This window comes from Streptomyces sp. NPDC111516, from assembly GCF_055635345.1.
In genome coordinates this window covers 168289-191223 of the sequence record NZ_JBVKBV010000001.1, presented here as the reverse complement: position 1 = coordinate 191223, position 22935 = coordinate 168289, and the positions used below count along the sequence as shown (strand labels likewise).

Below are 22935 nucleotides of genomic sequence, written 5' to 3'. Positions count from 1 at the left end.
CGTTTTCTGAAGATCGCCCGGCAGGGCCTCCCGCACCCCGCAGAGCCTTCAAAAACCCCTTCAAAAACCTGGGGCATTCAAGAACCTCAGGCCACCGTTTTCTGACATGATCCGGGGCCATGACCGCCCTCGAACCGGCCGCCGAGCCGGACCTCCTCGTCGCCGAACCGCTCGTCCGCACCGAGATCAAGATCGGGTACGCCCGGGTGTCGACCGGCGGGCAGAGGCTGGAGCGGCAGCTGGACGCGCTCACCGCCGCCGGGTGCCGGAAGATCTTCGCGGACAAGAAGTCCGGCAAGAACGCGCTCCGCCCCGAGCTGAAGGCGTGCCACGCCTTCCTCGACGCCGGCGACACGCTCGTCGTCCCCTCACTCGACCGCTACGGCCGCAGTCTCCAGGACCTCATCAACATGGTCGCCGAGCTGCGCGAGCGCGGGATCGGCTTCACCTCGCTGCACGAGAACCTCGACACCACCACCCCCGGCGGCCGGCTCATCTTCCACGTCTTCGCCGCGCTCGCCGAGTTCATCCGCGAACTCATCGTCATCGGCACCAACGAGGGCCTGGCCGCCGCCCGCGCCCGCGGCCGCGTCGGCGGACGTCCCAGCGTCGCCACCGAGGAAGTCATCCGCGCCGCCCGCGACCTGCTGCCCGACCCCGGCCGCTCGATCACCTCGATCGCCAATCTGTTGGGGGTCTCACCCGGCACCCTCTACAACCACATCCCGGACCTGCGGGAACTGCGAGCCGGTGACGTACCCCGCCAGCTCCAAGCCCCGGCGAAGTAGCCCGGCGCCAGCAAGATCAATCTCAGCGGCACTTTCTGTACGGCAACTACTCACACCCGGCACCGTGCACCGATGCCAGATGCTCCCCGGCCATGTCGGCGATCCTCTTCATGGTCAGCAGTGACGGCGACCAGTCGCAGTGGGTGCAGACGAGGAAGTCGCGGTACGGGTCGTACCGGAAGTCCCGCTCGATATTGACCGTGAATACCTGACCGTCCGGTGTCGTGGCCGTGAAGTGACGTACTGGCGTGCCCATGTGGATCGTTCCCCGCTCCGTGCGTGTGTCTGGTCCCGTACCCGGCCGCGGCACAGTATCCGACCGGACCGCTCCCGCTCCCGTCGCTGTCAGTGAGGCAGTACGGCATCGACGGCATCCCGGGCGAAGTCGGGCGGCACCGGTTCGCGGCGGAGCAGCACCCGCATCCAGACGGCCCCCGCGATCAGGTCCAGCAGCAGCATCGGGTCGGCGTTCACGGGGAGTTCGCCGCGGGCGGCGGCGCGGGTGAACACCGGCTGTTCACGGGAGAAGCGATCGGCGAAGAATTCGCGGGTGAGGGCGGCGAGTTCGTCGTCGGGCAGGCCGGTGCCCGAGGTCATGGCGCGGGCGACGGGTTCCGTGCGCCCGTCGGTGAGCAGGTCGGTGATCTGCTCGGTGAGGGAGATCAGATCACCGCGGAGGCTGCCCGTGTCGGGGATGTCGATGTCGAGGACCCGGGCATGGATCAGGGCCGCCCGCAGGAGCGCCGGTTTCGAGGGCCACCAGCGGTAGATCGTCGTCTTGTTGACCCCGGATTCCTGGGCGACGGCTTCGATGGTGAGCCGGGCGTAGCCGCGTTCCGCGAGATGGCGCAGCGTGGTGTCGAAGATCGCCTCCGCGGCGCGGGGGCCCCTGCCCGGGCGGCGGTTCACGGTCGGGTCGGGCATGAGCACTCCAGAGAAAAGCAACGCAACGTTGCGTTGCGCTGTAGGGTGCAGTCATCGTACTGCGACACAGGGGGCCCGGTATGGCGGAGGCAAAGGTTTCCAAGGCGGTGACCTGGGGGCTGTTCGCCGCCTGGGTGGCCAACGATCTGGAGGAGCTGGCCACCATGGCCGGCTGGACGCGGGCGGCCCGGCCCGTGTTCCAGGAGCGGTTCCCGAAAGTGCCCGAAGCGGTCTGGGAGCGGATGGAACTCTCGCAGCGGGACGTCGGCGTCGCCATCGGTCTCATGGGCGTGGTCATGGCGGCGGCATCGGCGGACGGGGCGCGTACCGGTGGCCGCAGCCCGTTCTTCCGGACCGTGCTGGCCGGCTTCGGGCTGCATGGTGTCGCGCACCTGGCGCAGTCGCTGGCGTACCGCGGCTACACGCCCGGGGTGGCCACGGCGCCGACGGTCGTCATTCCGTACTCGGTCTGGGCCGTGCGACGGCTCAAGGCGGCCGGTATCAAGAGCGGCGGCACCGGCGCGGCGGCGGCGACGCTGGCGCTCCTCCCGGTGACCGTGGCGGGAGTTCACGCACTGGCGCACCGGATCAACCGGCCGCACCGGCGCAGGACCCGCGCGGCGGCGTGACCGACGTCGTGGCCGGGCGGCGGCCGGGGTCAGAAGTCGGCGCTGGTGCGCTCTTCGAGCCGGGCCACCGAGTCCTGGGCATTCCCCGGCCGTCCTGGATGGTCAGTCCGTTCGGGAAGCGGAAGCGCGGTGTGGCCTCCGCGTCAGCGAACGTGTCAGGAATTGACGGTAAGTCATATCGCTTCCGCCGCCGGGGCGTTCGGTGCCGAAGAAGAGCCCGCCTGAACCGCGAGAACCCGAGGTGCCGGCACCTCGAATAAGTGTTTGTCCCGGCCGAGTCGGCGCTGCTAGTGTCCCTCCCGGCAAGCTTTGCCCCGTCGCGCCGCCCAGCACGCATGCTCGCCGCGTTGACCAAAAGCCCTGGTAGCTCCTTCCCCAAGCTCTCAGCTTCGTTCGAGCGGGGGAGGCCCCATCCAAGGACTTCCGGCCGCCTTGCGATCGCACGCACCGGACGACGCTCCTTACGGGGCAAACATTGCCGGTCACGGCACTAGTTTGCGCGAGTGGCGAAACTCAATCAGATCATCGCAGTGGAGAAGGGCGTCAAGTCCAAGGCTCACCAGGACCTGACGGCGGCGCATCACGGCCTCCAGAAGACCGGTCTGCTGGCCGGGATCTCCCGGACGTACCAGCCGAAGGACGAGGAGGGCGAGCAGCTGCCGCCCGAGTCGACGCTGGTGCAGATCAAGGCGGAGGACGTGCTGCGGGAGACCGCGGCGACCCTGACCCGGCTCTTCGATGTGACCGCCACGAAGGACTGGGCGAACTGCTCGGCCCGCGCGGATGTGAAGGTCGACGGACGGGTGCTCGTGAGCGATGTGCCGGTCTCGTACCTGCTCTTCCTGGAGAAGCAGCTGACGGACCTCAACACCTTTGTCCGCAAGCTGCCCGTGCTCGACGCCGCGGAGGCCTGGACCCAGGACCCGTCGACGGACTCCTGGAAGACCGAACCGGTACGGACTCTCCGTACGAAGAAGGTGCCCCGCAACCACGTGAAGGCGGAGGCCACCGAGAAGCACCCGGCGCAGGTCGAGGTGTACTACGAGGACGTCCCGATCGGTTACTGGACGACGGTGAAGTTCTCCGGAGCCCTTCCCGCGCGGCGTGTCAACGAGCTGCTGGACCGGGTGGAGAAACTCCAGCAGGCTGTGAAGTACGCCCGCGAGGAAGCCAACGGCGTGGATGTCACCGACCAGCGGGTGGGTGATGCGGTATTCGGTTACCTCTTCGGGTGACCGACCATTGATTCCCCGGCCGACTCATTGCGGCCGGGGTGCGCGAGGAGCGCAAGCTGAAACTGAAGCTTGTCGTGACGACGCGGTTCCAGTGGAGGTTCGAGTCCTCCCCCCGGCATTCTTTGCTTCCCGCACATGAACGGGCCGGGGTGGCCCAAATGGCAGAGGCAGACCGCGATCAATCTCAGACTCTTGCTCCAGACTCAGCATTCGCCACCCATCGCCGAATCAAACGGGCCCGTGCCCATGGGCGTCGAGATGCCGGTTCGACTCCGGCTCGCAGAGCTTCGATCTGCGGTCGTCTAAAGGCAGGACGCGGCGACATAAACCTGACACGGGTCCTTAAAAGTGTCGGCGTGCCGAATGGGTGGCACACCAGGGCTCGGAGGCCGGCTACGCCCCCGGGCCCGCTCCCGTTTCAGGCGACGCGCTGCTCACACGCTCGCGGGCAGCGACACCCCGCGCCCCGCGAAGAAGCGCTCGAAGTCGGGCAGCGCGAGCTCCGCGGCCCGTGTTCCCGCCGTCGTGCCCGACGGGTTGTGGAAGTGGACGCCCGTGGCGTCGGCCGTACGGGACGTCAGCAGCACCAGATGCCCGCCCCGGCCAGGAGCGGGCCGCTGCGGGTACCGGATGCCGTAGTGCACCGAGGCCATGACCGTGCGGCCGCCGTCCAGCAGGCCGAGGATCTCCTCCGGTGAGAGATGGCGGTGCACCGTGGCGTCCACGCCGTGCACCTCGCGGGCGTACTCGGCGAAGGGGGCGTAGATCAGCCCCCGGATCTCCCCCTGCGCGTCCTGTGTGTACGCGCCGTACCGGAGCGCCCCGTCGCGCAGCGCGAACAGGGAGGGCGCCCCGGCGCCGAGCACCATGCGCAGGCAGGTCATACCGCACAGATGACCGGACCAGCGCGCGTACTCGGCCGGTGACGCCGCGCCCGACTCGGCCCAGGCCGGGTCGGTGGCCGGATCGAGTCCGTCCTCCACGATCGGACCGATGAGCCCGAACGAGGCGAACTGGGTATGGACGGGAAAGCGGCAGGCGGAGCAGGTCACCGGGGGCATCCGATCACTGGCGGTATCCGGTCAGGAAGCGGCCGATGCGGCTGATCGCCGCGTCGAGGTCGTCAGCGTACGGGAGCGTGAGGATCCGGAAGTGGTCGGGCCGCGGCCAGTTGAAGCCGGTGCCCTGCACGACCTGGATCTTCTCCCGCAGCAGCAGGTCCAGGACGAACTTCTCGTCGTCGACGATGCGATGCACCTTCGGGTCGATGCGCGGGAACGCGTACAGCGCGCCCTTCGGCTTGACGCACGACACCCCGGGGATCTCGTTCAGCTTCTCCCAGGCCCGGTTGCGCTGCTCGTACAGTCGGCCCCCCGGTGTGACCAGTTCCCGGATCGACTGCCGGCCGCCCAGCGCCGCCTGGATGGCGTACTGCGCGGGTGCGTTGGGGCACAGACGCATGGAGGCGAGTGTGGTCAACCCCTCCAGATAGTTGCGGGCGTGCTGCTGCGGGCCGGAGATCACCAGCCAGCCGGAGCGGAAGCCCGCCACGCGGTACGTCTTCGACAGACCGCTGAAGGTGAGACAGACCAGGTCCGGGGCGACGGACGCCACACTGTGGTGCTCGGCGTCGTCGTACAGGATCTGGTCGTAGATCTCGTCCGCGAACACCATCAGGCCATGCCTGCGCGCCAGATCGAGAATGCCTTCGAGGACCTCGCGCGGGTAGACGGCACCGGTCGGGTTGTTCGGGTTGATGATCACGACGGCCCTGGTGCGGTCGGTGATCTTCGACGCCATGTCCGCGGGGTCCGGGTTCCAGTCCGAGGCCTCGTCGCAGGTGTAGTGCACGGCCTTGCCGCCCGCGAGGGTCACCACGGCGGTCCACAGCGGATAGTCGGGGGACGGGATGAGCACCTCGTCACCGTCCTCCAGGAGCGCCTGGACGGCCATGGAGATCAGCTCCGAGACGCCGTTGCCGAGGAAGATGTCGTCGACCCCGACGTCCGCCAGCCCCATCGCCTGGTAGCGCTGCGCCACCGCCCGGCGGGCGGACAGGATGCCGCGCGAATCGGTGTAGCCGTGGGCCTGCGGGAGCATCCGGATCATGTCCTGGACGACCTCCTCCGGCGCGTCGAAACCGAAGAGTGCCGGGTTGCCCGTGTTGAGGCGGAGCACGCTGTGGCCCGCCTCCTCCAGGGCGTTGGCGTGCTCGATGACCGGGCCCCGGATCTCGTAACAGACCTCGTCGAGCTTGCTGGACTGCCGGAATTCCATGCGGTGGCCTCCCCGACCTGATAGCGATACTTGGTTTTACCAAGCTCGGGCTTGGAAAGTCCAACAACATGTCTAGACTGCGTCGCATGCCACGTCAGCAACAGCCCGCAACCCGCCCGGCCCGCCGCCGGAGTTACGACCAGTTCTGCGCCACCGCACGCTCCCTCGATTCCGTGGGCGACCGGTGGACGCTGCTGATCGTCCGTGAACTGCTGGCGGGCCCCCGCCGCTACACCGACCTCCACGCCGACCTGCCGGGCGTCAGTACGGACGTCCTCGCCTCCCGGCTCAAGGACATGGAGCACGGCGGCCTGGCCACCCGCCGTCGGCTCCCGCCGCCCGCCGCGGCCTCGGTGTACGAACTGACGGAGCGCGGCCGCGGGTTGCTGCCCGTACTCGCCGCCCTCGCGGAGTGGGGCGCGCCCGCGCTCACCGAGCGGCGGCCCACCGATGCCGTGCGGGCGCACTGGTTCGCGCTTCCGCTGCTGCGCGCCCTGGACGGGCTGACCCATGCCGGGGTCGTCGAAGTCCGGTTGGAAGAGGGCGAGTTCCATGTACGCGCCGGTGGAGCGACGGCCGGTGGGACGGGGGTCTCGACGGCTGGTGCGGCGGCTGTGTACGGGGATGGCCCCGCTGACCACGCCGATGCCCGCATCGCCCTCGACGTCGAGGTCTGCCTGGCGCTCGGGCGGGGGGAGTTGACGCTCGCCGAGGCCGTCGAGGACGGGCGCATCGAGGTGTCGGGCGACGGGCCGATCGTCGCCGAGCTCCGCGGCGAATGACCGATGGGCCGCAGCGGGGGATGACCGGAGCGGCGCATGAACGACCGTCGGATCGGGGCGGTTGTGCGGCTCAACTCGCGGGTAGCGTGGGGGCATTCGGGATGCCTCGTTCGGAAGTCCGGTTCGGAATTCCGGTACGAGACGTCCAGTCCGGGGTGTCCAGGAAGCTTCCGGGACGCTGAGGCAGAGGAGTCGTGCGTGAAGGTCGGCAGACAGCAGGGTGACCGCGGGCAGCGGGTACGGCAGGGGCGGCTCGCCAAGGCCCTGGTCGTCGGCGGCTGCGTGGCCGCGCTCGGCTTCGTACCGTCGGCGGCCGTCGCCACCCCCGGCAGCGGTGTCAGCGGCACGGTGGTTGCGAAGGGCACATCGGCGGGGAAGCTGAAGGTGAAGACCCCGAACGGCCGCACCGATGTGACCTTCCGGACCATTACCGTCGAGCCGGGCGGGTCCACCGGCTGGCATACCCATGGCGGCCAGCTGATCGCCGTCGTCAAGTCCGGGACGCTGACGCGCACTCTGGACGACTGCTCGGTCGAGGTGACGCCTGCGGGCTCGTCCTTCATCGAGCCGTCCGGTGCCGATCACCGGCACATCGGACGCAATCTGGGGAGCGAGCCGGTCGTGCTCTGGGTGACCTATCTGCTGCCCGAGGGCAGCGCCCTCTCGGACGACGCCGACGCGGTGGACTGCGGCGCGAAGAAGTAGACCGCGTGACGCAGTGGCTTCCGGCGCATCGACGCGCCGGACCGTGTCACCGGGCAGTGGTTCGCCGGGATCCGCAGGCTCGCCGAAGCGGCAGCCGACCGGGAACCCGGCCTGCGCCCGCTCGCCCACCGAGTGGTGCGGCCTGGCCCGGAGCCACCTGGCGGGCAGCGGAGACTAACGACCTCCCCCACGATAGGGAACGGGCTCCTGACGCCCTGCGCCTCCTCCCCCAAGCTCTCGGCTTCGCTCGAGCAGGGAGGGGCCCCCTTCGGCGTTGTCGTCAGTCAACGACGCTCCTTCCCCGAGCTCTCGGCTTCGCTCGACCAGGGGAGACCCCATCCGATTCCTTCCTCCGCCTTGCAATCGAAGCCGCACGACGCCGCTCGCTGATCCGCTCCCTATCGTGGGGGAGGTCGTAAGAGGAGCGGCCGGCGCCGGGGCGTGGGGCCGGGGTGATGACGGTCGGGTGCGATTCGAAGCGATCACCTGGGAGCGGCTGGCCGAAACCTGCGCCGCGCATGCCGACGGTCTGGAGCCGGCCGACGCCGGGCCCTGGCTGAAGGTCGCCGTCGATGGCGCCCCGGCGGCCCGTACCGGGGAGTTGGCCGGGCGAGTCGCACAGGCGCTGCGGGTCCGGGGGCGTGCGGTGCTGGTGGTGTCCACCGAGGGGTTCCTCCGGCCTGCGAGTCTTCGGTACGAGTACGGGAAGGAGGACCCCGACTCGTACTACGAGAGCTGGTTCGACACGGGCGCGCTGTGGCGCGAGGTGTTCGGGCCGCTGGAGGCGGGTGGGAGCGGGCGGGTGCTGCCCGATCTCTGGGATCCGGTGACGGACCGGGCCACGCGTAGTCCGTATCAACCCCTGCCCGAGGGCGGTGTGCTGGTGGTGCACGGCCCGTTGTTGCTGGGGCACTGGTTCCCGTTCGATCTGAGCGTCCATCTGCGGTTGTCGCCCGGCGCACTGCGGCGGCGTACCGAGGCGAGCGAGCGCTGGACCCTGCCCGCCTTCGCGCGGTACGAGGACGAGGTGGCGCCCGGCGGGCGCGCGGATGCGGTCGTACGGGCCGACGACCCGCTGCACCCCGCCTGGACCGGGTGGGGGCGGAGCGGGTAGCGGGCGGGGCCGATCAGGCGAGCCGGGCGCGTCATGGACCGGGGCGGCCCCCCACGGTGGTGACCGCCTCCGCCCCCGACCGGCAGCCCGCCTCCACGGCCGAGGCATCGTCCGCCCCCGAGAGGTGCGCCGCGAGGAAGCCGCCGGTGAAGGCGTCGCCCGCGCCCGTCGAGTCCACGGCACCCCGGACCTGAACAGCCGGGATGTGCCGGGTCACCGCGCCCGCGACGGCCAGCAGGGCCCCGCCCTCGCCGAGCGTGACGACCACCCGGGGCACCAGAAGACTCAACTTGGCCGCGGCGTCGGCCGGTTCGGGGATTCCGGTGAGCAGTCGGGCCTCGTCCGCATTGGGCAGCAGCAGATCCGTGCCCTCCACGACTGTCAGGAACCGGTCGACGCCCAGCTCGGCGAGGAAGCCGGCCGAAGCCGGGTCGACGCTCACCGTGACCCGCCGCCGCCCGGCCTCCCGCAGGGCGAGCAGGGCCGTTGCCCGGCTCGTGGCGGCGAAGAGGAGGTACCCGGAGAGGTGGAGATGGGTGATGCCGTCGAGCATCGACGGTGACCAGTCGTCGGGGGAGAGGCGGAGCACGGCACCGCTGTCGGTGAGGAAGGTGCGCTCGGCGGCGGAATCGACGAGGGCGACGACGGTGGCTGTCGGCATCTCGTCGTCCACGGCCAGCAGGCAACGAACCCCTGCGCGTTGGAGCGCGTCACGGTGCCAGACCGCGCGGTCGGCGCCGACGCGGGCCAGCAGCCGTACATCGCGACAGCCGGAACGCGCCGCCCAGCAGGCGACGTTGGCGCCCGCGCCGCCGGGGAGGGTGCGGATCCGGGCCGAGGTGTCCGTACCGTGGATCAGCGCCGTCGTATGCCGGGCCACTACGTCGGTGACCACGTCGCCGACGACGAGCAGACCGCCGCCGCTCATTGACCCGCTGTTGGTCATCGACCTGTCGTCGGTCATTGACCGGCCGCCGGGTTCCGGCGCGATGTCGTGTCCTGCGCGCCGACGGCCCACGCACCGGAGATCCGCGCGGCAAGCGATACGTTTCCGCGCACGGCCGCCAGATTGGCCTCCAGCGAAGCGCCCCCGGTCCCCCGCATCAGCCGGTCCAGCAGGAACGGTGTGACGGCCTGGCCCACGATGCCGCGCTCCCGGCACGCGTCGAGGGCCTCGGCCAGCACGCGGTCATGGAGCGCGGGGTCCAACTGGTCCTCCACGGAAACGGGGTTGGCGACGATCAGCGCGGAGCCGGGACCACCGAGCGCGTCCTGGGCCCGCATCACCTCCGCGACCTCCTCGGGCGTCCGCACGGTCCAGTCGACCGGTTCGCCCGAGCTGTTCAGGTAGAAACCGGGAAAGCGGTCGGTGCCGTAACCGAGCACGCCGACCCCGAGCGTCTCCAGACGCTGCAACGTCGCGGGGACGTCCAGGATCGACTTCACCCCCGCGCACACCACGGTGATGCCGGTCCGCGCGAGGAGCCGGAGGTCCGCGGACTCGTCCTGGGTCTCCGTCCAGTCCCGGTGTACGCCGCCGAGACCGCCGGTCGCGAAGACGCGCAGGCCCGCGTGCGCGGCCAGGAACGCCGTCGCGGACACGGTCGTCGCCCCGCTCGCGCCCGCCGCCAGGGCCGGCGCGAGGTCCCGGTGGCCCAGCTTCCGCATCTCCGGGTCGGTGGCGACCCGCTCCAACCGGTTCTTGTCCAGGCCGATGTGGGCCCTTCCGTCGAGTACGGCGATCGTGGCGGGCACCGCGCCCGCGGACCGTACGAGCCCTTCGAGCTCCTCGGCGACCCGCAGATTGCGTGGGCGCGGCAGGCCGTGGGCGATGATCGTCGACTCCAGAGCCACGACGGGGTGGTGCGTGGCGAGGGCAGCCCGCACCTCGGTGGAGAGGACGGAGGCGTAGGAATGTGCGCTGTGCGACGCATTCAATGACATGTCCACATCCCTGTCGCGGGCGCGCCAGCCTCAAACCTGCTGCGCGGTTACTCGTCTTCTGCGCATGGTTTCCCGGTCCTGGTGCCGAGTCGCTCCGGAGCGGTCGCTAGGGTGACCGGCCATGACCACATTTGATCAAGCTTCTGCCTCGTTCGCCGTGCACATTCCGGACGCCGAGCTCGAACCGGAACCGCTCGACCCCGCACAGATCGTCTCGGGCGACCCCGTGGTGACCGGCAAGGTGCTCTGGGAGTCGCCCGACGGCAAGCAGGTGCGCGGCATCTGGCAGATCACGCCCGGCGTGGTCACCGACACCGAGGCCAATGAGCTGTTCGTGGTCGTCAGCGGTCGCGCGACCGTGGCCGTCGAGGGCGGGGCGACGCTGGAGATCGGGCCGGGGGACGCCTGCGTACTGCGCGAGGGCGACCGTACGACGTGGACCGTGCACGAGACGCTCCGCAAGGCGTACCACATCAGCCTCTGAAGCCTCAGACGTCGGAGGAGGGGGCAGCAGTTGCATCGGGTGCGGTGGCCGCGGGCGCCGTATCGGGGGTTGCTGTTTCGGCGTGTGTCGCGGGCCGGGTGAGCGCCCGGCGCAGGGCCAGCGCGGCCATGGGCAGCAGCAGACATGCTCCGACGACGTTCAGCCAGCCGTAGCTCGCCCGGGCGACGATCACCCCGGCGATCATGCCGCCGATGCCCGCCGCCGTGTTCATGGTCAGATCCGACAGACCCTGCACGGCGGCGCGGGCGGGCTGCGGCACGGAATCGGTGAGCAGCGCCGAACCCGCGACCAGCCCGGCCGACCAGCCCAGCCCGAGCACGAAGAGACCGGCCGCCGTCTGCCCGTGACTGGCGCCCGCCGTGCCGGCCAGAAGTGCCGCGCAGGAGAGCAACCCGACTGCCAGGCCGATCACGGTGAGCCGGCCGAACCGGTCGGACAACCAGCCCATCACCGGGGAGAACGCGTACATACCCGCGATGTGGCCACTGATCACCAGGCCGATCAGCTGGAGCCCGGCGCCGTGATGGCCCATATCGACCGGGGTCATCACCATGATCGAGACCATCGCGGTGTGCGAGACGGCCACCGTCACCAGAGCCAGCCGCGCCATCGGAGACGCCCGGACCGCCGCGATACCGGCGCGCAGCGAACGGCCTGCGGGGGACTCGCTCTCCTGCGGGGCCAGTGCCCGGGCGGTGAGCAGCGGATCCGGCCGCAGCAGCACCCAGACCACCAGGGCGGCCAGCAGAAAGATCCCGGCCGCGAAGAAGAACGGACCCGCCTGTTCGGAAATCGCGGTGCCGCGGAAGACATGTCCCACCGGGGCCGCGATGTTCGGCCCCAGCACCGAACCGATCGTTGTGGCCCAGATGACGGTGGAGATCGCCCGGCCGCGCCGGTCGGGCTCGACCAGATCCGCGGCGGCGAACCGGGCCTGCAGATTGGCCGAGGAACCGGCACCGAAGCCTGCCATGCCGAGCAGTAGCAGCGGGAAGCTCTCCACGACGGTGGCCAGGACCACGAGCCCCGCGCCGAGCGCACCGATCAGATACGCCAGTACGAGACCGGGGCGCCGGCCCCGCGAGGTCATCAGCGCGGCCAGCGGCAGCGAGAGCAGCGCCGTACCGGCCACCGACGCGGTCGGGGCCAGACCGGACAGTGCCTCGGAACCACTCACCTCCGTGGCCAGGACCGGGGCCAGGGCGATACCGATGGGAACGCCGAGGCCGCCGAGTATCTGGCTGGCCATGAGTACCGCGGACGTTCTGCGCCGCAGTCCGGGCAGCTCGGCCGCCGTGACCGGGCCGGCGCCGGGAAGGCCGGACCCGGTGGGGGTGTCAGGTGCATCGAAGGTGTTGGTCACTGGCGCAGTGTGCCAGCCCGTACACGGGTACGAAACCGGGTACCACTGGACGGGGGGCAGGCACGGTCAGCGGAAGACGTGGGCAGCGGCGGGCACGGGCAGCGGCGGGCCGGGCGCTGATGTCCCGGTGACCCGAATCATCGATCCGGAGAGGATCGGCCGCCGCCCGCAACCCGAATCCCTCGCCCGCAACCCGAATCAGAACAGCGGCTGTGGCAGCACACCCTCCAGAGCCAGCAGCTTCCGTTTGGTTTCGAGGCCCCCGCCGAACCCGCCGAGTCCGCCGTCGCTCTCCACCACTCGGTGGCACGGCACCACCACCGGCAGCGGATTGGAGCCCATGGCCGCCCCGACCGCCTGCGCGGCCCCCGGCTGCCCCACGCGCTCGGCCAGATCCCCGTACCCGGCGACCGCCCCGTAAGGCACCCCCGCCGCCAGCTCGCGGAGCACCTGGCGATTGAAGCCGGATGTCAGCGACCAGTCCAGGTCGAGCGAGAACTCCCGCAACGATCCCGCGAAATACTCCGCGAGCTGGCGTATCGGCTCGGCGAGCCGTGCGGAGCCGGGATTCTCCACCGGCTCCGCACCGAGTCGCGTCCGCAACTGCCCGACCGCCCTCTCCCTGACCTCGGGACGGTCATGGAAGTCCACGCTCACCAGCCCCGCGTCGGTCGCGGCCAGCAGCAGCGGGCCGATGTCGCTCTCGACGACGGCCCACTCGACAACCCCGTTGCTGTTCATGGAAACCACCGTACGGCCGATCACTGACAACGGGCCGCGGAGGCGGTGCGCCGAGCTGTCAGCCCGTGGCCTCGCGCACCACATCAGGGGTGTTGGTGATGATCCCGTCGACGCCGAAGCCCGCCACCTTCGCCGCGGTCGCCGCGTCGTTGACCGTCCAGGTGTTGACCCGGAGCTTCTTGCCGTGTGCGCCCTTCAGCGCATGCACCGCGTTCACGTAGTCGGCGGAGATCGACGTGTGCGAGGGATTGATCTGGTCGGTGAACGCCGTGTAGGAGGTCAGATCGGCCATTGCCGGCGTGCCGAGGAAGCCGGTCGTGACGTCCGGACGCTGTTGGTGCACCTTCTTCACACTGTCCGCGCCGAAGCTCTGGATGACGAGCCGGTGCTTGACGTGGTTGCGGTCGAGCCACCCCTTCCGGCCCAGCACCCGCAGGGTCTCCTTCTCGATGCCCGGATAGATCTCCGGGCTCTTGATCTCCAGCAGCAGATTCTGGTGGTTGTGCTCGATCCGGTCCAGGTACTGCTCGAGGGTGGGCACCCGGGTACCGGCGAACTGCGGACCGAACCAACTGCCCGCGTCCAGCCGGGCGATCTCGGCGGCCGTGAAGTCCTTGACCGCCCACGGCGCGCGGTCCGGGAAGACCTCCTCGACGTCGGTGGTCCGCTTCAGATCGGTGTCGTGCACGACCACCAGTACGCCGTCCTTGGTGAACTGGACATCGTTCTCCACCCAGTCGAAGCCGAGGGTGTCGGCCTTGTCGACGGCCGCCAGGGTGTTCTCCGGCGCATAGGCCGAAGCGCCCCGGTGGGCGAGGACGACCGGAGCGTCCGGCTTCGTGTCCTCGGTCCGGGCACTCACGGTCCGGATGCCCGTGACCATGCCGGTGTGCCCGGCCGTGACCGTGGTCGTGGTCCGCGTATCGGTGGTCGACAGCAGGAGCGCGCCGGCACCCATGAGGGCGGCAGCAGCGACGGCGGCGGTGGCGGTACGTGCGTACACGTGTACTCCTCGCGTCAGAGGTACGGACGGGCCGAGAGTGGCAGCCGTCCCCCAACGAGGGAAGGCGAAGGACGGCCACAACGTGAACGCCGCTCCTGAGACCGGGTCACGGACCGATTTCCGTGTCGATAAAATGCAGCTCTTCTGTTTGTCTGCCGGGCCTCGCGCCTTAGGGTCACCTCGAACCCGGGCTTCCGCGAAGGGCGTACGAGCATGCAGGGCACCATCGACGGTTTCAGCTACGGAGCGGTGACGCCCGTCGCGGCCTTCCTCATGGCCTGCCTCGGCGCAGCCCTCGGGCTGCGCTGCACGACTCGTTCGCTGCGCACCGAGCGTTCCTTCAAGGCCGGCTGGCTGGCCCTCGGCGCGACCTCCATCGGCTCCGGCATCTGGACGATGCACTTCGTCGCGATGACGGGTTTCTCCGTCGAAGGGGTGGCCATCGACTACGACAAGCCGATCACCTTCGCCAGTCTCGCGGTCGCGATCGGCATGGTCGCCATCGGCATCTTCATCGTCGGGTACCGGGGCGCCACCCGTATGGCGCTGGTGACGGGCGGCATGATCACCGGGCTCGGCGTGGCCACCATGCACTACCTGGGTATGGCCGGAATGCGTCTTCCGGGGCAGTTCGAGTACGACACGATCACCGTGACCCTCTCCGTAGTCATCGCCGTGGTGGCCGCCACGGCCGCGCTCTGGGCGGCCGTCTCCATCCACGGCTTCCTGCCCAGCCTCGGCGCCAGCGTCGTGATGGGCGTCGCGGTGAGCGGCATGCACTACACCGGAATGGCCGCGCTCAGCGTCCATCTGCATCCCGGCGCCCTCGCCGGTGCCGGTTCGGACGACGGGCAGACCGCCCCCCTCGTACCGCTGCTGATCGGTCCCGGCTGCTTCCTGCTCCTCGCCGCGGTGGTCGTGATGTTCGACCCCCTGATGGTGATGGGCACCCCGGACTGGGACGACCCCAAGGCTCTGAACGGGGCCGGACGTCGCCCCGGAATCCCGGCCCCCCGGCAGGTCGCCCGGCAGGTCCCGAAGTTCGGAACACGTGCCGATCCGGCGTCGTTCGACTCCCGGCCCCGCGATCCCGCGCCGCCAGGAGAATGGTGACCTTCGGCCCGGCACCACGGCCGACCCGGCCCGGTTGTCAGTGGTGGGTCGTACGGTGGTTGCATGCGGCCCGTTTCGAAGATCGAACGTTCGGTGGCGCCTTTCGAGGTCGTCAGTCCCTACCAGCCCAGCGGTGACCAGCCCGCGGCCATCGCCGAGCTGGAGCGACGCATCCGCGCAGACGAGAAGGACGTGGTCCTGCTCGGTGCGACCGGCACCGGCAAGTCGGCGACCACCGCCTGGATGATCGAGAAGCTGCAGCGCCCCACCCTCGTGATGGCGCCGAACAAAACGCTCGCGGCCCAGCTGGCGAACGAGTTCCGCGAACTGCTGCCCAACAACGCCGTCGAATACTTCGTGTCGTACTACGACTACTACCAGCCCGAGGCGTACGTCCCGCAGTCGGACACCTACATCGAGAAGGACTCCTCGATCAACGAGGAGGTCGAACGGCTGCGCCACTCCGCGACGAATTCGCTGCTCACCCGGCGCGATGTCGTCGTGGTCGCCTCCGTCTCCTGCATCTACGGCCTCGGTACGCCCCAGGAGTACATCGACCGGATGGTCCAGCTCAAGGTCGGTGACGAGATCGACCGCGACCAACTGCTGCGCCGCTTCGTCGAGATCCAGTACAGCCGCAACGACCTCGCGTTCACCCGCGGCACGTTCCGGGTCCGCGGCGACACCATTGAGATCTTCCCGGTCTACGAGGAGCTCGCCGTCCGCATCGAGATGTTCGGTGACGAGATCGAGGCACTCTCCACCCTCCACCCGCTCACCGGCGAGGTCATCAGCGAGGACCAGTCCCTCCACGTCTTCCCCGCCAGCCACTACGTCGCCGGCCCCGAGCGCATGGAGAAAGCGGTCAACGGCATCGAGCAGGAGCTGGAGCAGCGCCTCGCGGAGCTGGAGAAGCAGGGCAAGATGCTGGAGGCCCAGCGGCTGCGGATGCGCACCACGTACGACATCGAGATGCTCCGGCAGATCGGCACCTGCTCCGGCGTGGAGAACTACTCGATGCACTTCGACGGCCGCTCACCCGGCACCGCCCCCAACACCCTCCTCGACTACTTTCCCGAGGACTTCCTCCTCGTCCTCGACGAGTCGCATGTCACCGTCCCGCAGATCGGCGCGATGTACGAGGGCGACGCCTCCCGCAAGCGGACCCTCGTGGACCACGGCTTCCGGCTCCCCTCCGCGCTCGACAACCGCCCGCTGAAGTGGGAGGAGTTCCTGGGCCGGATCAACCAGACCGTCTATCTCTCCGCCACACCCGGGAAGTACGAGCTGTCCAGGGGGGACGGCTTCGTGGAGCAGATCATCCGTCCCACCGGCCTCGTCGACCCGGAGGTGGTCGTCAAGCCCACCGAGGGGCAGATCGACGACCTGGTGCACGAGATCCGCACGCGCGCCGAGAAGGACGAGCGGGTCCTGGTCACCACCCTCACCAAGAAGATGGCCGAGGACCTCACCGACTACTTCCTGGAGCTCGGAATCCAGGTCCGCTACCTGCACAGCGACGTCGACACCCTGCGCCGCATCGAACTGCTGCGCGAGCTGCGCTCCGGTGAGTACGACGTACTGGTCGGCATCAACCTCCTGCGTGAGGGCCTCGACCTGCCCGAGGTGTCGCTCGTCGCCATCCTCGACGCGGACAAGCAGGGCTTCCTGCGCTCGGGGACGTCCCTGATCCAGACCATCGGGCGCGCCGCCCGTAACGTGTCGGGGCAGGTCCATATGTACGCGGACAAGATCACCCCGGCGATGGCGCAGGCCATCGACGAGACCAATCGTCGCCGCGAGAAGCAGATCGCCTACAACACCGAGCGCGGCCTCGACCCGCAGCCGCTGCGCAAGAAGATCAACGACATCGTCGCCACGATCGCCCGCGAGGAGGTCGACACCGAGCAGCTGCTCGGCAGCGGCTACCGCCAGGCGAAGGGTGCCAAGGCCCCCGTTCCCACGCTGGGCATCAAGACGGCAGGCGCGAAGACGGCCGGCGCCAAGAAGGCCGGTGGCAACGGCGCGGTGGTCACCGACCGGCCCGCGACCGAACTCGCCGGAATCATCGAGGAGATGACCGACCGGATGCGGGCGGCCGCCGCGGACCTGCAGTTCGAGGTGGCGGCCCGACTGCGCGACGAGGTCGGTGAGTTGAAGAAGGAGTTGCGCCAGATGCGCGAGGCGGGTTTTGCCTGACTCCCGTCGCATCGGGTGTGTTGCAGGACCGACACAAAAACGCCCCGAGCAGCCGCTCCCTCGGTGCGACTGCGTAGGGTGCTGGGAAACCGCGCACGGACGGATGCGGGGCAAGCGGAGAGGGGACAGCGCGTGACGGTCAATATGACCAAGGGTCAGGCCATCAGCCTGCAGAAGAGCGACGGGGGGACCCTGACCGCGGTACGGATGGGGCTCGGCTGGCAGGCGGCGCCGCGCCGTGGTCTGTTCGGTTCGCGTACGCGGGAGATCGACCTCGACGCGTCGGCGGTGCTGTTCGCCGACAAGCAGCCGGTCGACGTGGTCTTCTTCCGACACCTCGTCAGTGACGACGGCTCGGTCAAGCACACCGGGGACAACCTGGTCGGCGGCGCCGGTCACGGCGGCGACGACGAGGCGATCCTCGTGGACCTGCAGCGGGTGCCGGTCCACATCGACCAGATCGTCTTCACGGTGAACTCCTTCACCGGCCAGACGTTCCAGGAGGTGCAGAACGCCTTCTGCCGCATCGTCGACGAGACCAATGGCCAGGAGCTCGCCCGCTACACGCTGGACGGCGGCGGGCAGTACACCGCCCAGATCATGGCGAAGGTGCACCGTTCGGGGAACGGATGGCAGATGACCGCTCTCGGCAACCCGGCCAACGGCCGCACCTTCCAGGACCTGATGCCGGCGATCCTGCCGCACCTGTAGGCATGGCCTGACCGGCCGGTCCACATCGGCACGTGCAGCTCCCGGAGGCATCGGCCGCCGGGAGCTGCACCACATGGGACCGGCCCGCATGACACCACATCGCGCGACACCGCACCGTGCGACACCGCACCGTGCGACACCGCATGACGCAGCAGTAACTCACCGAGGGGACAGGGCAATGACGGCCGAGCTGGTCCGGGGGCAGAACCACACCTTGCCCCAGACCCGTCTGGAGATCCGGGTATCGGCCGGTACGCCCGTCGTGGCCGGTGCCACGCTCGGCGACGAGAACGGCACGGTGCGCGGCACCGAGTGGATCGCCCACCCGGGATCACCCCGATTGCCCGGGCTCGAAGTGTCCCGACAAGCCGCCGCCGACCACCGGCTCGCGGTGGACCTCGATGCGCTGCCCGCCCCGGTGCACCGGGTCACCGTGCTGCTGGCCCTGCCCATGGGCGTCGGCTGCCCGGTCCGGTTCGGCGCGGTCGCCGCACCGTACGTCGCCGTCACCGGGCTCGACGGCACCGAGATCGCCACCTTCACCCTCACCGGCCTGGACACCGAGTCCGCGGTCACCGCCCTGGAGCTCTACCGCCGCCAGGGCGCCTGGAAGGTCCGCGCGGTCGGCCAGGGATACGCGGCCGGCCTCGCCGCCATGCTCGCCGACCAGGGCCTGCCCCGGGCGGCCGAGCTGGCCCACACGATCCAGGACGCGGTCACCCGCGCGACGGCCCGCTCGGTCGCACCGCCCTCGCCGCGCACCCCGGACACGGACCGGGGCGGTCACGGCACGGGCCCGGTACCGCCCGCGGACCGCCCCCGGCCACCCGTCGTACCACCGACGGCCGCCCAGTCACCCGAAGCGCTCACCGAACCCACCGCCCCGCCGTCCGCGGCCACGGCCGCGACGGGTGGCCCCATCAACTACGCGCACCCGCGCCGCCAGGCCGCCGCGCCCCCGCCGCCCCCTCCCACCGCGCCGTCCGCCGAGCCGGGCCGCCCCGCACAGCCCGTCGCCGGGGACGCGACCGGCTGGTCGATGGACGAGCGCCTCTACAACCAGATCTGGGGCATGTTCGAGGACCTGGCCCGCACCACCGCCGCGTACCGCAGCGCCGTCGACTTCGCCGAGTCCCGCATGGACCAGGAGCTGGACCGGACCCTGTCCGACCCGCGCAACCGGATCGGCGGCGCCGGTGACCGGGCCCGCGCACAGGCCCGGGCCAAGCGCGACGAGCTGACCGCCCGGGCCCGCGAGGCCCTCGACCGCGACCTCGCCCAGCTCGCCGCCGAGTCCGCCGTCGTCGAACCCGCGCTCCCCGCCGCGTTCGCGGGGTGGGACAACCCCGTCTGGCACGCCTACCGCGTTCCGATGGAGATCCCCATGGCGCTGCGCATCGGCGAGCTCCATCTGCCCGAGAGCCCGAAGCTGCGTATCCCGCTGCTGGTCCGGCTGCCGCTGGAGCGGGGCATCTGGGTCGACAGCGGCCGTACGGCGTCCGAGGCCGCGGCGTTGATGGATACGGCCCGGCTGCGCCGCCTCGCCATGGAGAACGCGGTCGCGCACGCGGCCCGACTGCTGGCCGTGTACCCGGCCGACGAGTTCTCCGTCCACGTCATCGACCCCGCGGGCTCGGCGGCCGGAGCGCTCGCGCCGCTGGTCGAGTCCGGGGCCCTCGCCGGTCCGCCCGCCGCCGGAGCCGGGGGCGTGACCTCGGTCCTCGCCCGGCTCACCCGGCGCGTCGACCTGGTGCAGATGGCGATACGGGCCGGCGCCGCGGATTCGCTTCCACCGGACCTGGACACGGGCGAGCAATTGCTGATCGTCAACGACTTCCCGCACGGTTTCGACGACCGGGCCGTCACCCAGCTTCGGTACCTCGCCGACGAGGGCCCCTCGGTCGGCGTCCATCTGCTGATGGTCGCGGACCGGGAGGATGCCAGTGCGTACGGACCGGTGCTCGACCCGCTGTGGCGCTCGCTGCTCCGGATCACCCCGGTCGCCGACGACCACCTGGCCGACCCCTGGGTGGGCCACGCCTGGACGTACGAGCCACTGAGGATGCCGCCCGGCAGCCGGGTCCTCGAACAGGTACTCGCCAGGGTGGCCGCAGCCCGCCACCCCCGGCGGGCCTGAGCGGCGGAGCCACCGACAACCGAGCCTTACCCCTCTCTGACCAGCCTGTTTGATAGATCTTTACCCTTGGCTTTACCTTCTCTTGGCATTTCCTGTACTGTCTTTTGGGCGGAGGGGAGTACTCCCATACGCGGCGTTCCCGTCAATACGGACTGTGACCGGTCCCGGGGCGCCGGCCCGTGGTGCGCAGCCCGTGCGCCCGGGTGGAAGAGACCTCCGGCAGCGACGACGCTGATCAGTAGCCGTAGCGAACTGCCGGAGGCGCAGTGGACGTTTCATGGACCCTCTGGGTGCTGACCATTCTTGGTCTGTCAGCCCTTATTGCCGTCGACTTCTTCATCGGGCGCAAACCCCATGACGTGACGACCAAGGAAGCCGGAATCTGGACGATCGTCTGGATCGCGCTGGCCGCGCTCTTCGGACTCGGCCTGCTGGTCTTCGGCGAGAGTCAGGCTTCGGGTGAGTTCTTCGCCGGTTTCATCACCGAGAAGTCGCTCAGTGTCGACAACCTCTTCGTCTTCGTCCTGATCATGGCGAAGTTCTCGGTCCCCTCCCACCTCCAGCAACGGGTGCTGCTCGTGGGCGTGCTGATCGCGCTGGTCCTGCGAGCGATCTTCATCGCCGCCGGTGCCGCCGTCATCGCCAACTTCTCGTGGGTCTTCTACATCTTCGGCGCGTTCCTGATCTACACCGCCTGGAAGCTCATCCAGGAGGCGCGGGCCGACGAGGAAGAGGAGGAGTTCGAGGAGAACCGTCTCCTCAAGACGATCGAGCGCCGCTTCGGGGTCGCCGACCGATACCACGGCACCAAGCTCTTCATCCGTAACAACGGCAAGCGCATCCTGACGCCGCTGATGATCGTCATGCTCGCCATCGGCACCACCGATGTGCTGTTCGCGCTGGATTCCATCCCAGCGATCTTCGGCCTGACCCAGGACCCGTACATCGTCTTCACGGCCAATGCCTTCGCCCTGATGGGGCTGCGGCAGCTGTACTTCCTGATCGGCGGCCTGCTGAAGAAGCTGGTCCACCTCAGCTACGGCCTCTCGGTCATCCTCGGCTTCATCGGCGTGAAGCTGGTGCTCCACGCACTGCACGAGTCCGGAGTCCACGTCCCCGAGATATCCATCCCGGTCTCCCTCGGCGTCATCTGCGGCGTGCTGGTGATCACCACGATCACCAGCCTCATGGCCAACAAGAAGCAGGAGCGGGCCGAGGCCGCCGCGGAAGCGGACAAGACCAAGGACGAGGGCGCCGGCGTCGACGCCTGACCCGCCGGTCCCCGTCGGCCGTCCGAGAGGGTGGGAACCAGCACCGGCCGGGGCGCGCAACTGCTCCGTTGCCCGCCCCGGCCGGTGCCCGTACGGGTGGAGGGTGCCCCCGCGGCCGCCGTCACCAGCCTCGGGCGCGCCACTGCGGCAGCTGCGGACGCTCGTCGCCGAGCGTGGTGTCGTGACCGTGGCCCGGATAGACCCAGGTCTCGTCGGGCGGCTGGTCGAAAAGCTTGGTGTTGCCGACCCCGCCCGGGAACTGGCGAGGCGTCTACAACCGGCTGCGGATGTGGGCCATCGACGGCACCTGGGAGCGGGTGTTCACCGCGCTGATCGCACAGGCCGATGCCGACGACGACCTCTGGGTGGGTCAACCATACGAAGGGCTCGCCCGGTCCCGCAGACAACGTAGGGAAGTTTGACGGTTTGCCACCGAAATTTGACCGTGATCACGGGGACGGTGCTGACACCACCCGGTGAGCATGTTGTGCAGTTTGTTGAGTCGACGGGGTCGATTGCCACCAGAAGCACGATGGGGTCGGGCGTGCGATGCTTGAGCTCGCGTGGTTGCTGGTGCTGGAGCGCGATGCGGACGATGCGGCGGTCGAGTCCGTAGCGGGCGCTGAGCTGGGGCCGGTGGGTGCCGTCCTGGTAGGCGTCGAGCAGGAGCATGACGAGGTTGAATCTGGGCGAGGGCTCCGTGGACCGACGGGGCCCCGTACGCGTCCCTTCTGGCCCCGCACCACCCATGCCTGCGAGGCCGTCAGGCGGACATAGGTCGTTCGGGGCTGGTGATCAAAGAGGACGCCTGCGGCGGCGACTGCAAAGGCGTGGTGCCTCGTCGGCCGCTTCCGGTCAACTCCCGCCCTGCGGCGAGGGTTTGACCACGGGATCTTCCTGTACCACAGGTAACCTTCCAGAGACCCCGCGTCATCAGCCGGACGCCCAGACCACCACCACGAAAAGGGGGACCACGCCATGCCTGACGACGCCCCGCCCGCCCCGCCGGCGGACGGAACCGAGCCCTACCCCCCATGGGTGCTCGCCCTCGTGGAACGCATCGAATACAGGGGGCGGAAGCTCACACGCGAGGACGCGTTCAAGCCCTGCCCTCTCCCGTACGCCGAAATGCTCGGTCTCGGACCACCAATAACGTTCTCGTGAACGAGACCGCAGTGGAAGGCTGTTACGCCTTCCACGTCCCACACGGGGCCCCGCGAGTTTCCGTGCGGCAACTCTCCGATGAGACATGCACAGCCAGAGCGGCTTGTTCACCCCGCCGCTGGGCAGCTTCTCCACGATCAGCCAGATGACGGTGCCCTCGATGATGGGGAGTGGTCAGCCGGGGATGCAGCCGGTCCCACGCCTGCGCGGTGGCCTTCCCATAGAGGCGGGTGACGGTGACGGCCGGGCGCTGCGCCGCTGAGTCAGCGACCGCTGCGGCGGCCAAGGGGTCCCACGCGGGTATCCTGCTGCGGGAGTTGCAGGTGACAG

At 69.7% G+C, this 22935-nt stretch carries 22 protein-coding genes and 3 pseudogenes; 14 read left to right on the top strand and 11 right to left on the bottom strand.

The window, feature by feature from the left end:
• The first annotated feature begins 119 nt into the window (after positions 1 to 119).
• The gene (locus ACZ7L9_RS00935; protein WP_471411307.1) at positions 120 to 788 is read left to right on the top strand and encodes a recombinase family protein; all 669 of its coding nucleotides are present in this window, start codon (positions 120 to 122) and stop codon (positions 786 to 788) included.
• 46 nt (positions 789 to 834) lie between these two features.
• Here the strand turns inward: ACZ7L9_RS00935 and ACZ7L9_RS00930 are convergent, their stop codons facing one another.
• Positions 835 to 1044, bottom strand: a complete 210-nt coding sequence (locus ACZ7L9_RS00930; protein WP_471411306.1) for a hypothetical protein — start codon at positions 1042 to 1044, stop codon at positions 835 to 837.
• An 89-nt stretch (positions 1045 to 1133) separates the two neighbouring features.
• Positions 1134 to 1712 (bottom strand): TetR/AcrR family transcriptional regulator, encoded by a 579-nt coding sequence (locus ACZ7L9_RS00925; protein WP_471411304.1) that lies wholly within the window; start codon positions 1710 to 1712, stop codon positions 1134 to 1136.
• 80 nt (positions 1713 to 1792) lie between these two features.
• Here ACZ7L9_RS00925 and ACZ7L9_RS00920 point away from each other — a divergent pair, with 80 nt between their 5' ends.
• The 3 genes and pseudogenes from ACZ7L9_RS00920 to ACZ7L9_RS00910 all read left to right on the top strand — a co-directional run bounded on the left by ACZ7L9_RS00920 (position 1793) and on the right by ACZ7L9_RS00910 (position 3694).
• Positions 1793 to 2341, top strand: a complete 549-nt coding sequence (locus ACZ7L9_RS00920) for an HXXEE domain-containing protein (protein WP_471411303.1) — start codon at positions 1793 to 1795, stop codon at positions 2339 to 2341.
• 503 nt (positions 2342 to 2844) lie between these two features.
• Complete coding sequence (locus tag ACZ7L9_RS00915; RefSeq protein WP_356480751.1) at positions 2845 to 3576, top strand: DUF7873 family protein; 732 nt, start codon at positions 2845 to 2847, stop codon at positions 3574 to 3576.
• 32 nt (positions 3577 to 3608) lie between these two features.
• A pseudogene (locus tag ACZ7L9_RS00910) lies at positions 3609 to 3694 on the top strand.
• Positions 3695 to 4010: 316 nt separating this feature from the next.
• Here ACZ7L9_RS00910 and ACZ7L9_RS00905 read toward each other — a convergent pair.
• Together ACZ7L9_RS00905 and ACZ7L9_RS00900 are read right to left on the bottom strand one after the other, a co-directional pair.
• A complete protein-coding gene (locus ACZ7L9_RS00905) occupies positions 4011 to 4628 on the bottom strand; it encodes a cysteine peptidase family C39 domain-containing protein (protein ID WP_471411301.1) in 618 nt (205 codons plus the stop codon).
• A 13-nt stretch (positions 4629 to 4641) separates the two neighbouring features.
• Positions 4642 to 5853: a pyridoxal phosphate-dependent aminotransferase gene (locus ACZ7L9_RS00900; protein ID WP_471411299.1), complete on the bottom strand. Its 1212-nt coding sequence runs from the start codon at positions 5851 to 5853 to the stop codon at positions 4642 to 4644.
• An 86-nt stretch (positions 5854 to 5939) separates the two neighbouring features.
• On the opposite strand from ACZ7L9_RS00900, the gene ACZ7L9_RS00895 reads away from it, so the two are divergent.
• From ACZ7L9_RS00895 to ACZ7L9_RS00885, 3 genes are all read left to right on the top strand, one after another.
• Complete coding sequence (locus tag ACZ7L9_RS00895; RefSeq protein ID WP_471411297.1) at positions 5940 to 6635, top strand: winged helix-turn-helix transcriptional regulator; 696 nt, start codon at positions 5940 to 5942, stop codon at positions 6633 to 6635.
• 198 nt (positions 6636 to 6833) lie between these two features.
• Positions 6834 to 7340: a cupin domain-containing protein gene (locus tag ACZ7L9_RS00890; protein WP_471411295.1), complete on the top strand. Its 507-nt coding sequence runs from the start codon at positions 6834 to 6836 to the stop codon at positions 7338 to 7340.
• 466 nt (positions 7341 to 7806) lie between these two features.
• Complete coding sequence (locus tag ACZ7L9_RS00885; RefSeq protein WP_471411293.1) at positions 7807 to 8454, top strand: nucleoside/nucleotide kinase family protein; 648 nt, start codon at positions 7807 to 7809, stop codon at positions 8452 to 8454.
• A 31-nt stretch (positions 8455 to 8485) separates the two neighbouring features.
• Here ACZ7L9_RS00885 and ACZ7L9_RS00880 read toward each other — a convergent pair whose 3' ends face one another.
• Together ACZ7L9_RS00880 and ACZ7L9_RS00875 are read right to left on the bottom strand one after the other, a co-directional pair.
• Positions 8486 to 9400, bottom strand: a complete 915-nt coding sequence (locus ACZ7L9_RS00880) for a carbohydrate kinase family protein (RefSeq protein WP_471411291.1) — start codon at positions 9398 to 9400, stop codon at positions 8486 to 8488.
• A gap of 14 nt (positions 9401 to 9414) precedes the next feature.
• Positions 9415 to 10398 (bottom strand): pseudouridine-5'-phosphate glycosidase, encoded by a 984-nt coding sequence (locus ACZ7L9_RS00875; RefSeq protein ID WP_471411289.1) that lies wholly within the window; start codon positions 10396 to 10398, stop codon positions 9415 to 9417.
• 121 nt (positions 10399 to 10519) lie between these two features.
• Here ACZ7L9_RS00875 and ACZ7L9_RS00870 point away from each other — a divergent pair, with 121 nt between their 5' ends.
• Positions 10520 to 10882, top strand: a complete 363-nt coding sequence (locus tag ACZ7L9_RS00870) for a cupin domain-containing protein (protein WP_471411287.1) — start codon at positions 10520 to 10522, stop codon at positions 10880 to 10882.
• A 4-nt stretch (positions 10883 to 10886) separates the two neighbouring features.
• On the opposite strand, the gene ACZ7L9_RS00865 is transcribed toward ACZ7L9_RS00870, so the two are convergent.
• The 3 genes from ACZ7L9_RS00865 to ACZ7L9_RS00855 all read right to left on the bottom strand — a co-directional run bounded on the left by ACZ7L9_RS00865 (position 10887) and on the right by ACZ7L9_RS00855 (position 13890).
• Complete coding sequence (locus ACZ7L9_RS00865) at positions 10887 to 12266, bottom strand: MFS transporter (protein ID WP_471411285.1); 1380 nt, start codon at positions 12264 to 12266, stop codon at positions 10887 to 10889.
• Between the two features lie 198 nt (positions 12267 to 12464).
• Positions 12465 to 13007, bottom strand: coding sequence for a methylated-DNA--[protein]-cysteine S-methyltransferase (locus tag ACZ7L9_RS00860; RefSeq protein WP_471411283.1), 543 nt, complete (start codon positions 13005 to 13007; stop codon positions 12465 to 12467).
• 58 nt (positions 13008 to 13065) lie between these two features.
• On the bottom strand, positions 13066 to 13890 hold the full coding sequence (locus ACZ7L9_RS00855; protein WP_471412719.1) for a glycerophosphodiester phosphodiesterase: 825 nt from the start codon (positions 13888 to 13890) through the stop codon (positions 13066 to 13068).
• A gap of 333 nt (positions 13891 to 14223) precedes the next feature.
• Between ACZ7L9_RS00855 and ACZ7L9_RS00850 the strand changes: the two genes are divergently transcribed.
• The 5 genes from ACZ7L9_RS00850 (at position 14224) to ACZ7L9_RS00830 (ending at position 21441) form a co-directional block, all read left to right on the top strand.
• Positions 14224 to 15123 carry an MHYT domain-containing protein gene (locus ACZ7L9_RS00850; protein ID WP_471411281.1) on the top strand — a complete coding sequence of 300 codons (900 nt, stop codon included), beginning with the start codon at positions 14224 to 14226 and terminating at the stop codon, positions 15121 to 15123.
• Between the two features lie 63 nt (positions 15124 to 15186).
• On the top strand, positions 15187 to 17322 hold the full coding sequence (gene uvrB / locus ACZ7L9_RS00845) for an excinuclease ABC subunit UvrB (protein WP_471411279.1): 2136 nt from the start codon (positions 15187 to 15189) through the stop codon (positions 17320 to 17322).
• 132 nt (positions 17323 to 17454) lie between these two features.
• Positions 17455 to 18033, top strand: a complete 579-nt coding sequence (locus tag ACZ7L9_RS00840) for a TerD family protein (RefSeq protein ID WP_471411277.1) — start codon at positions 17455 to 17457, stop codon at positions 18031 to 18033.
• A 178-nt stretch (positions 18034 to 18211) separates the two neighbouring features.
• The gene (locus ACZ7L9_RS00835) at positions 18212 to 20170 is read left to right on the top strand and encodes a TerD family protein (protein WP_471411275.1); all 1959 of its coding nucleotides are present in this window, start codon (positions 18212 to 18214) and stop codon (positions 20168 to 20170) included.
• A 266-nt stretch (positions 20171 to 20436) separates the two neighbouring features.
• Positions 20437 to 21441 (top strand): TerC family protein, encoded by a 1005-nt coding sequence (locus tag ACZ7L9_RS00830; protein WP_471411273.1) that lies wholly within the window; start codon positions 20437 to 20439, stop codon positions 21439 to 21441.
• A 121-nt stretch (positions 21442 to 21562) separates the two neighbouring features.
• On the opposite strand, the pseudogene ACZ7L9_RS00825 reads toward ACZ7L9_RS00830, so the two are convergent.
• A pseudogene (locus ACZ7L9_RS00825) lies at positions 21563 to 21700 on the bottom strand (MBL fold metallo-hydrolase); the annotation flags it as partial.
• On the opposite strand from ACZ7L9_RS00825, the gene ACZ7L9_RS00820 reads away from it, so the two are divergent.
• Entirely contained in the window at positions 21675 to 21863 is a 189-nt protein-coding gene (locus tag ACZ7L9_RS00820; protein WP_471411271.1) for a hypothetical protein, read from the top strand. The pseudogene ACZ7L9_RS00825 and the gene ACZ7L9_RS00820 overlap by 26 nt on opposite strands.
• Positions 21864 to 22686: 823 nt before the next feature.
• On the opposite strand, the pseudogene ACZ7L9_RS00815 reads toward ACZ7L9_RS00820, so the two are convergent.
• Positions 22687 to 22843, bottom strand: a pseudogene (locus tag ACZ7L9_RS00815) (NF041680 family putative transposase); the annotation flags it as partial.
• Between the last annotated feature and the right edge of the window lie 92 nt (positions 22844 to 22935).

What these genes read in the sequence shown, in the direction of transcription:
- ACZ7L9_RS00935 (WP_471411307.1), top strand. Translation starts at nt 120, where the DNA reads ATGACCGCCCTCGAACCGGCCGCCGAGCCGGACCTCCTCGTCGCCGAA.
- ACZ7L9_RS00930 (WP_471411306.1), bottom strand. Translation starts at nt 1,044, where the DNA reads ATGGGCACGCCAGTACGTCACTTCACGGCCACGACACCGGACGGTCAG.
- ACZ7L9_RS00925 (WP_471411304.1), bottom strand. Translation starts at nt 1,712, where the DNA reads ATGCCCGACCCGACCGTGAACCGCCGCCCGGGCAGGGGCCCCCGCGCC.
- ACZ7L9_RS00920 (WP_471411303.1), top strand. Translation starts at nt 1,793, where the DNA reads ATGGCGGAGGCAAAGGTTTCCAAGGCGGTGACCTGGGGGCTGTTCGCC.
- ACZ7L9_RS00900 (WP_471411299.1), bottom strand. Translation starts at nt 5,853, where the DNA reads ATGGAATTCCGGCAGTCCAGCAAGCTCGACGAGGTCTGTTACGAGATC.
- ACZ7L9_RS00895 (WP_471411297.1), top strand. Translation starts at nt 5,940, where the DNA reads ATGCCACGTCAGCAACAGCCCGCAACCCGCCCGGCCCGCCGCCGGAGT.
- ACZ7L9_RS00880 (WP_471411291.1), bottom strand. Translation starts at nt 9,400, where the DNA reads ATGACCAACAGCGGGTCAATGAGCGGCGGCGGTCTGCTCGTCGTCGGC.
- ACZ7L9_RS00875 (WP_471411289.1), bottom strand. Translation starts at nt 10,398, where the DNA reads ATGTCATTGAATGCGTCGCACAGCGCACATTCCTACGCCTCCGTCCTC.
- ACZ7L9_RS00870 (WP_471411287.1), top strand. Translation starts at nt 10,520, where the DNA reads ATGACCACATTTGATCAAGCTTCTGCCTCGTTCGCCGTGCACATTCCG.
- ACZ7L9_RS00860 (WP_471411283.1), bottom strand. Translation starts at nt 13,007, where the DNA reads ATGAACAGCAACGGGGTTGTCGAGTGGGCCGTCGTCGAGAGCGACATC.
- ACZ7L9_RS00855 (WP_471412719.1), bottom strand. Translation starts at nt 13,890, where the DNA reads ATGGTCACGGGCATCCGGACCGTGAGTGCCCGGACCGAGGACACGAAG.
- ACZ7L9_RS00850 (WP_471411281.1), top strand. Translation starts at nt 14,224, where the DNA reads ATGCAGGGCACCATCGACGGTTTCAGCTACGGAGCGGTGACGCCCGTC.
- uvrB (WP_471411279.1), top strand. Translation starts at nt 15,187, where the DNA reads ATGCGGCCCGTTTCGAAGATCGAACGTTCGGTGGCGCCTTTCGAGGTC.
- ACZ7L9_RS00835 (WP_471411275.1), top strand. Translation starts at nt 18,212, where the DNA reads ATGACGGCCGAGCTGGTCCGGGGGCAGAACCACACCTTGCCCCAGACC.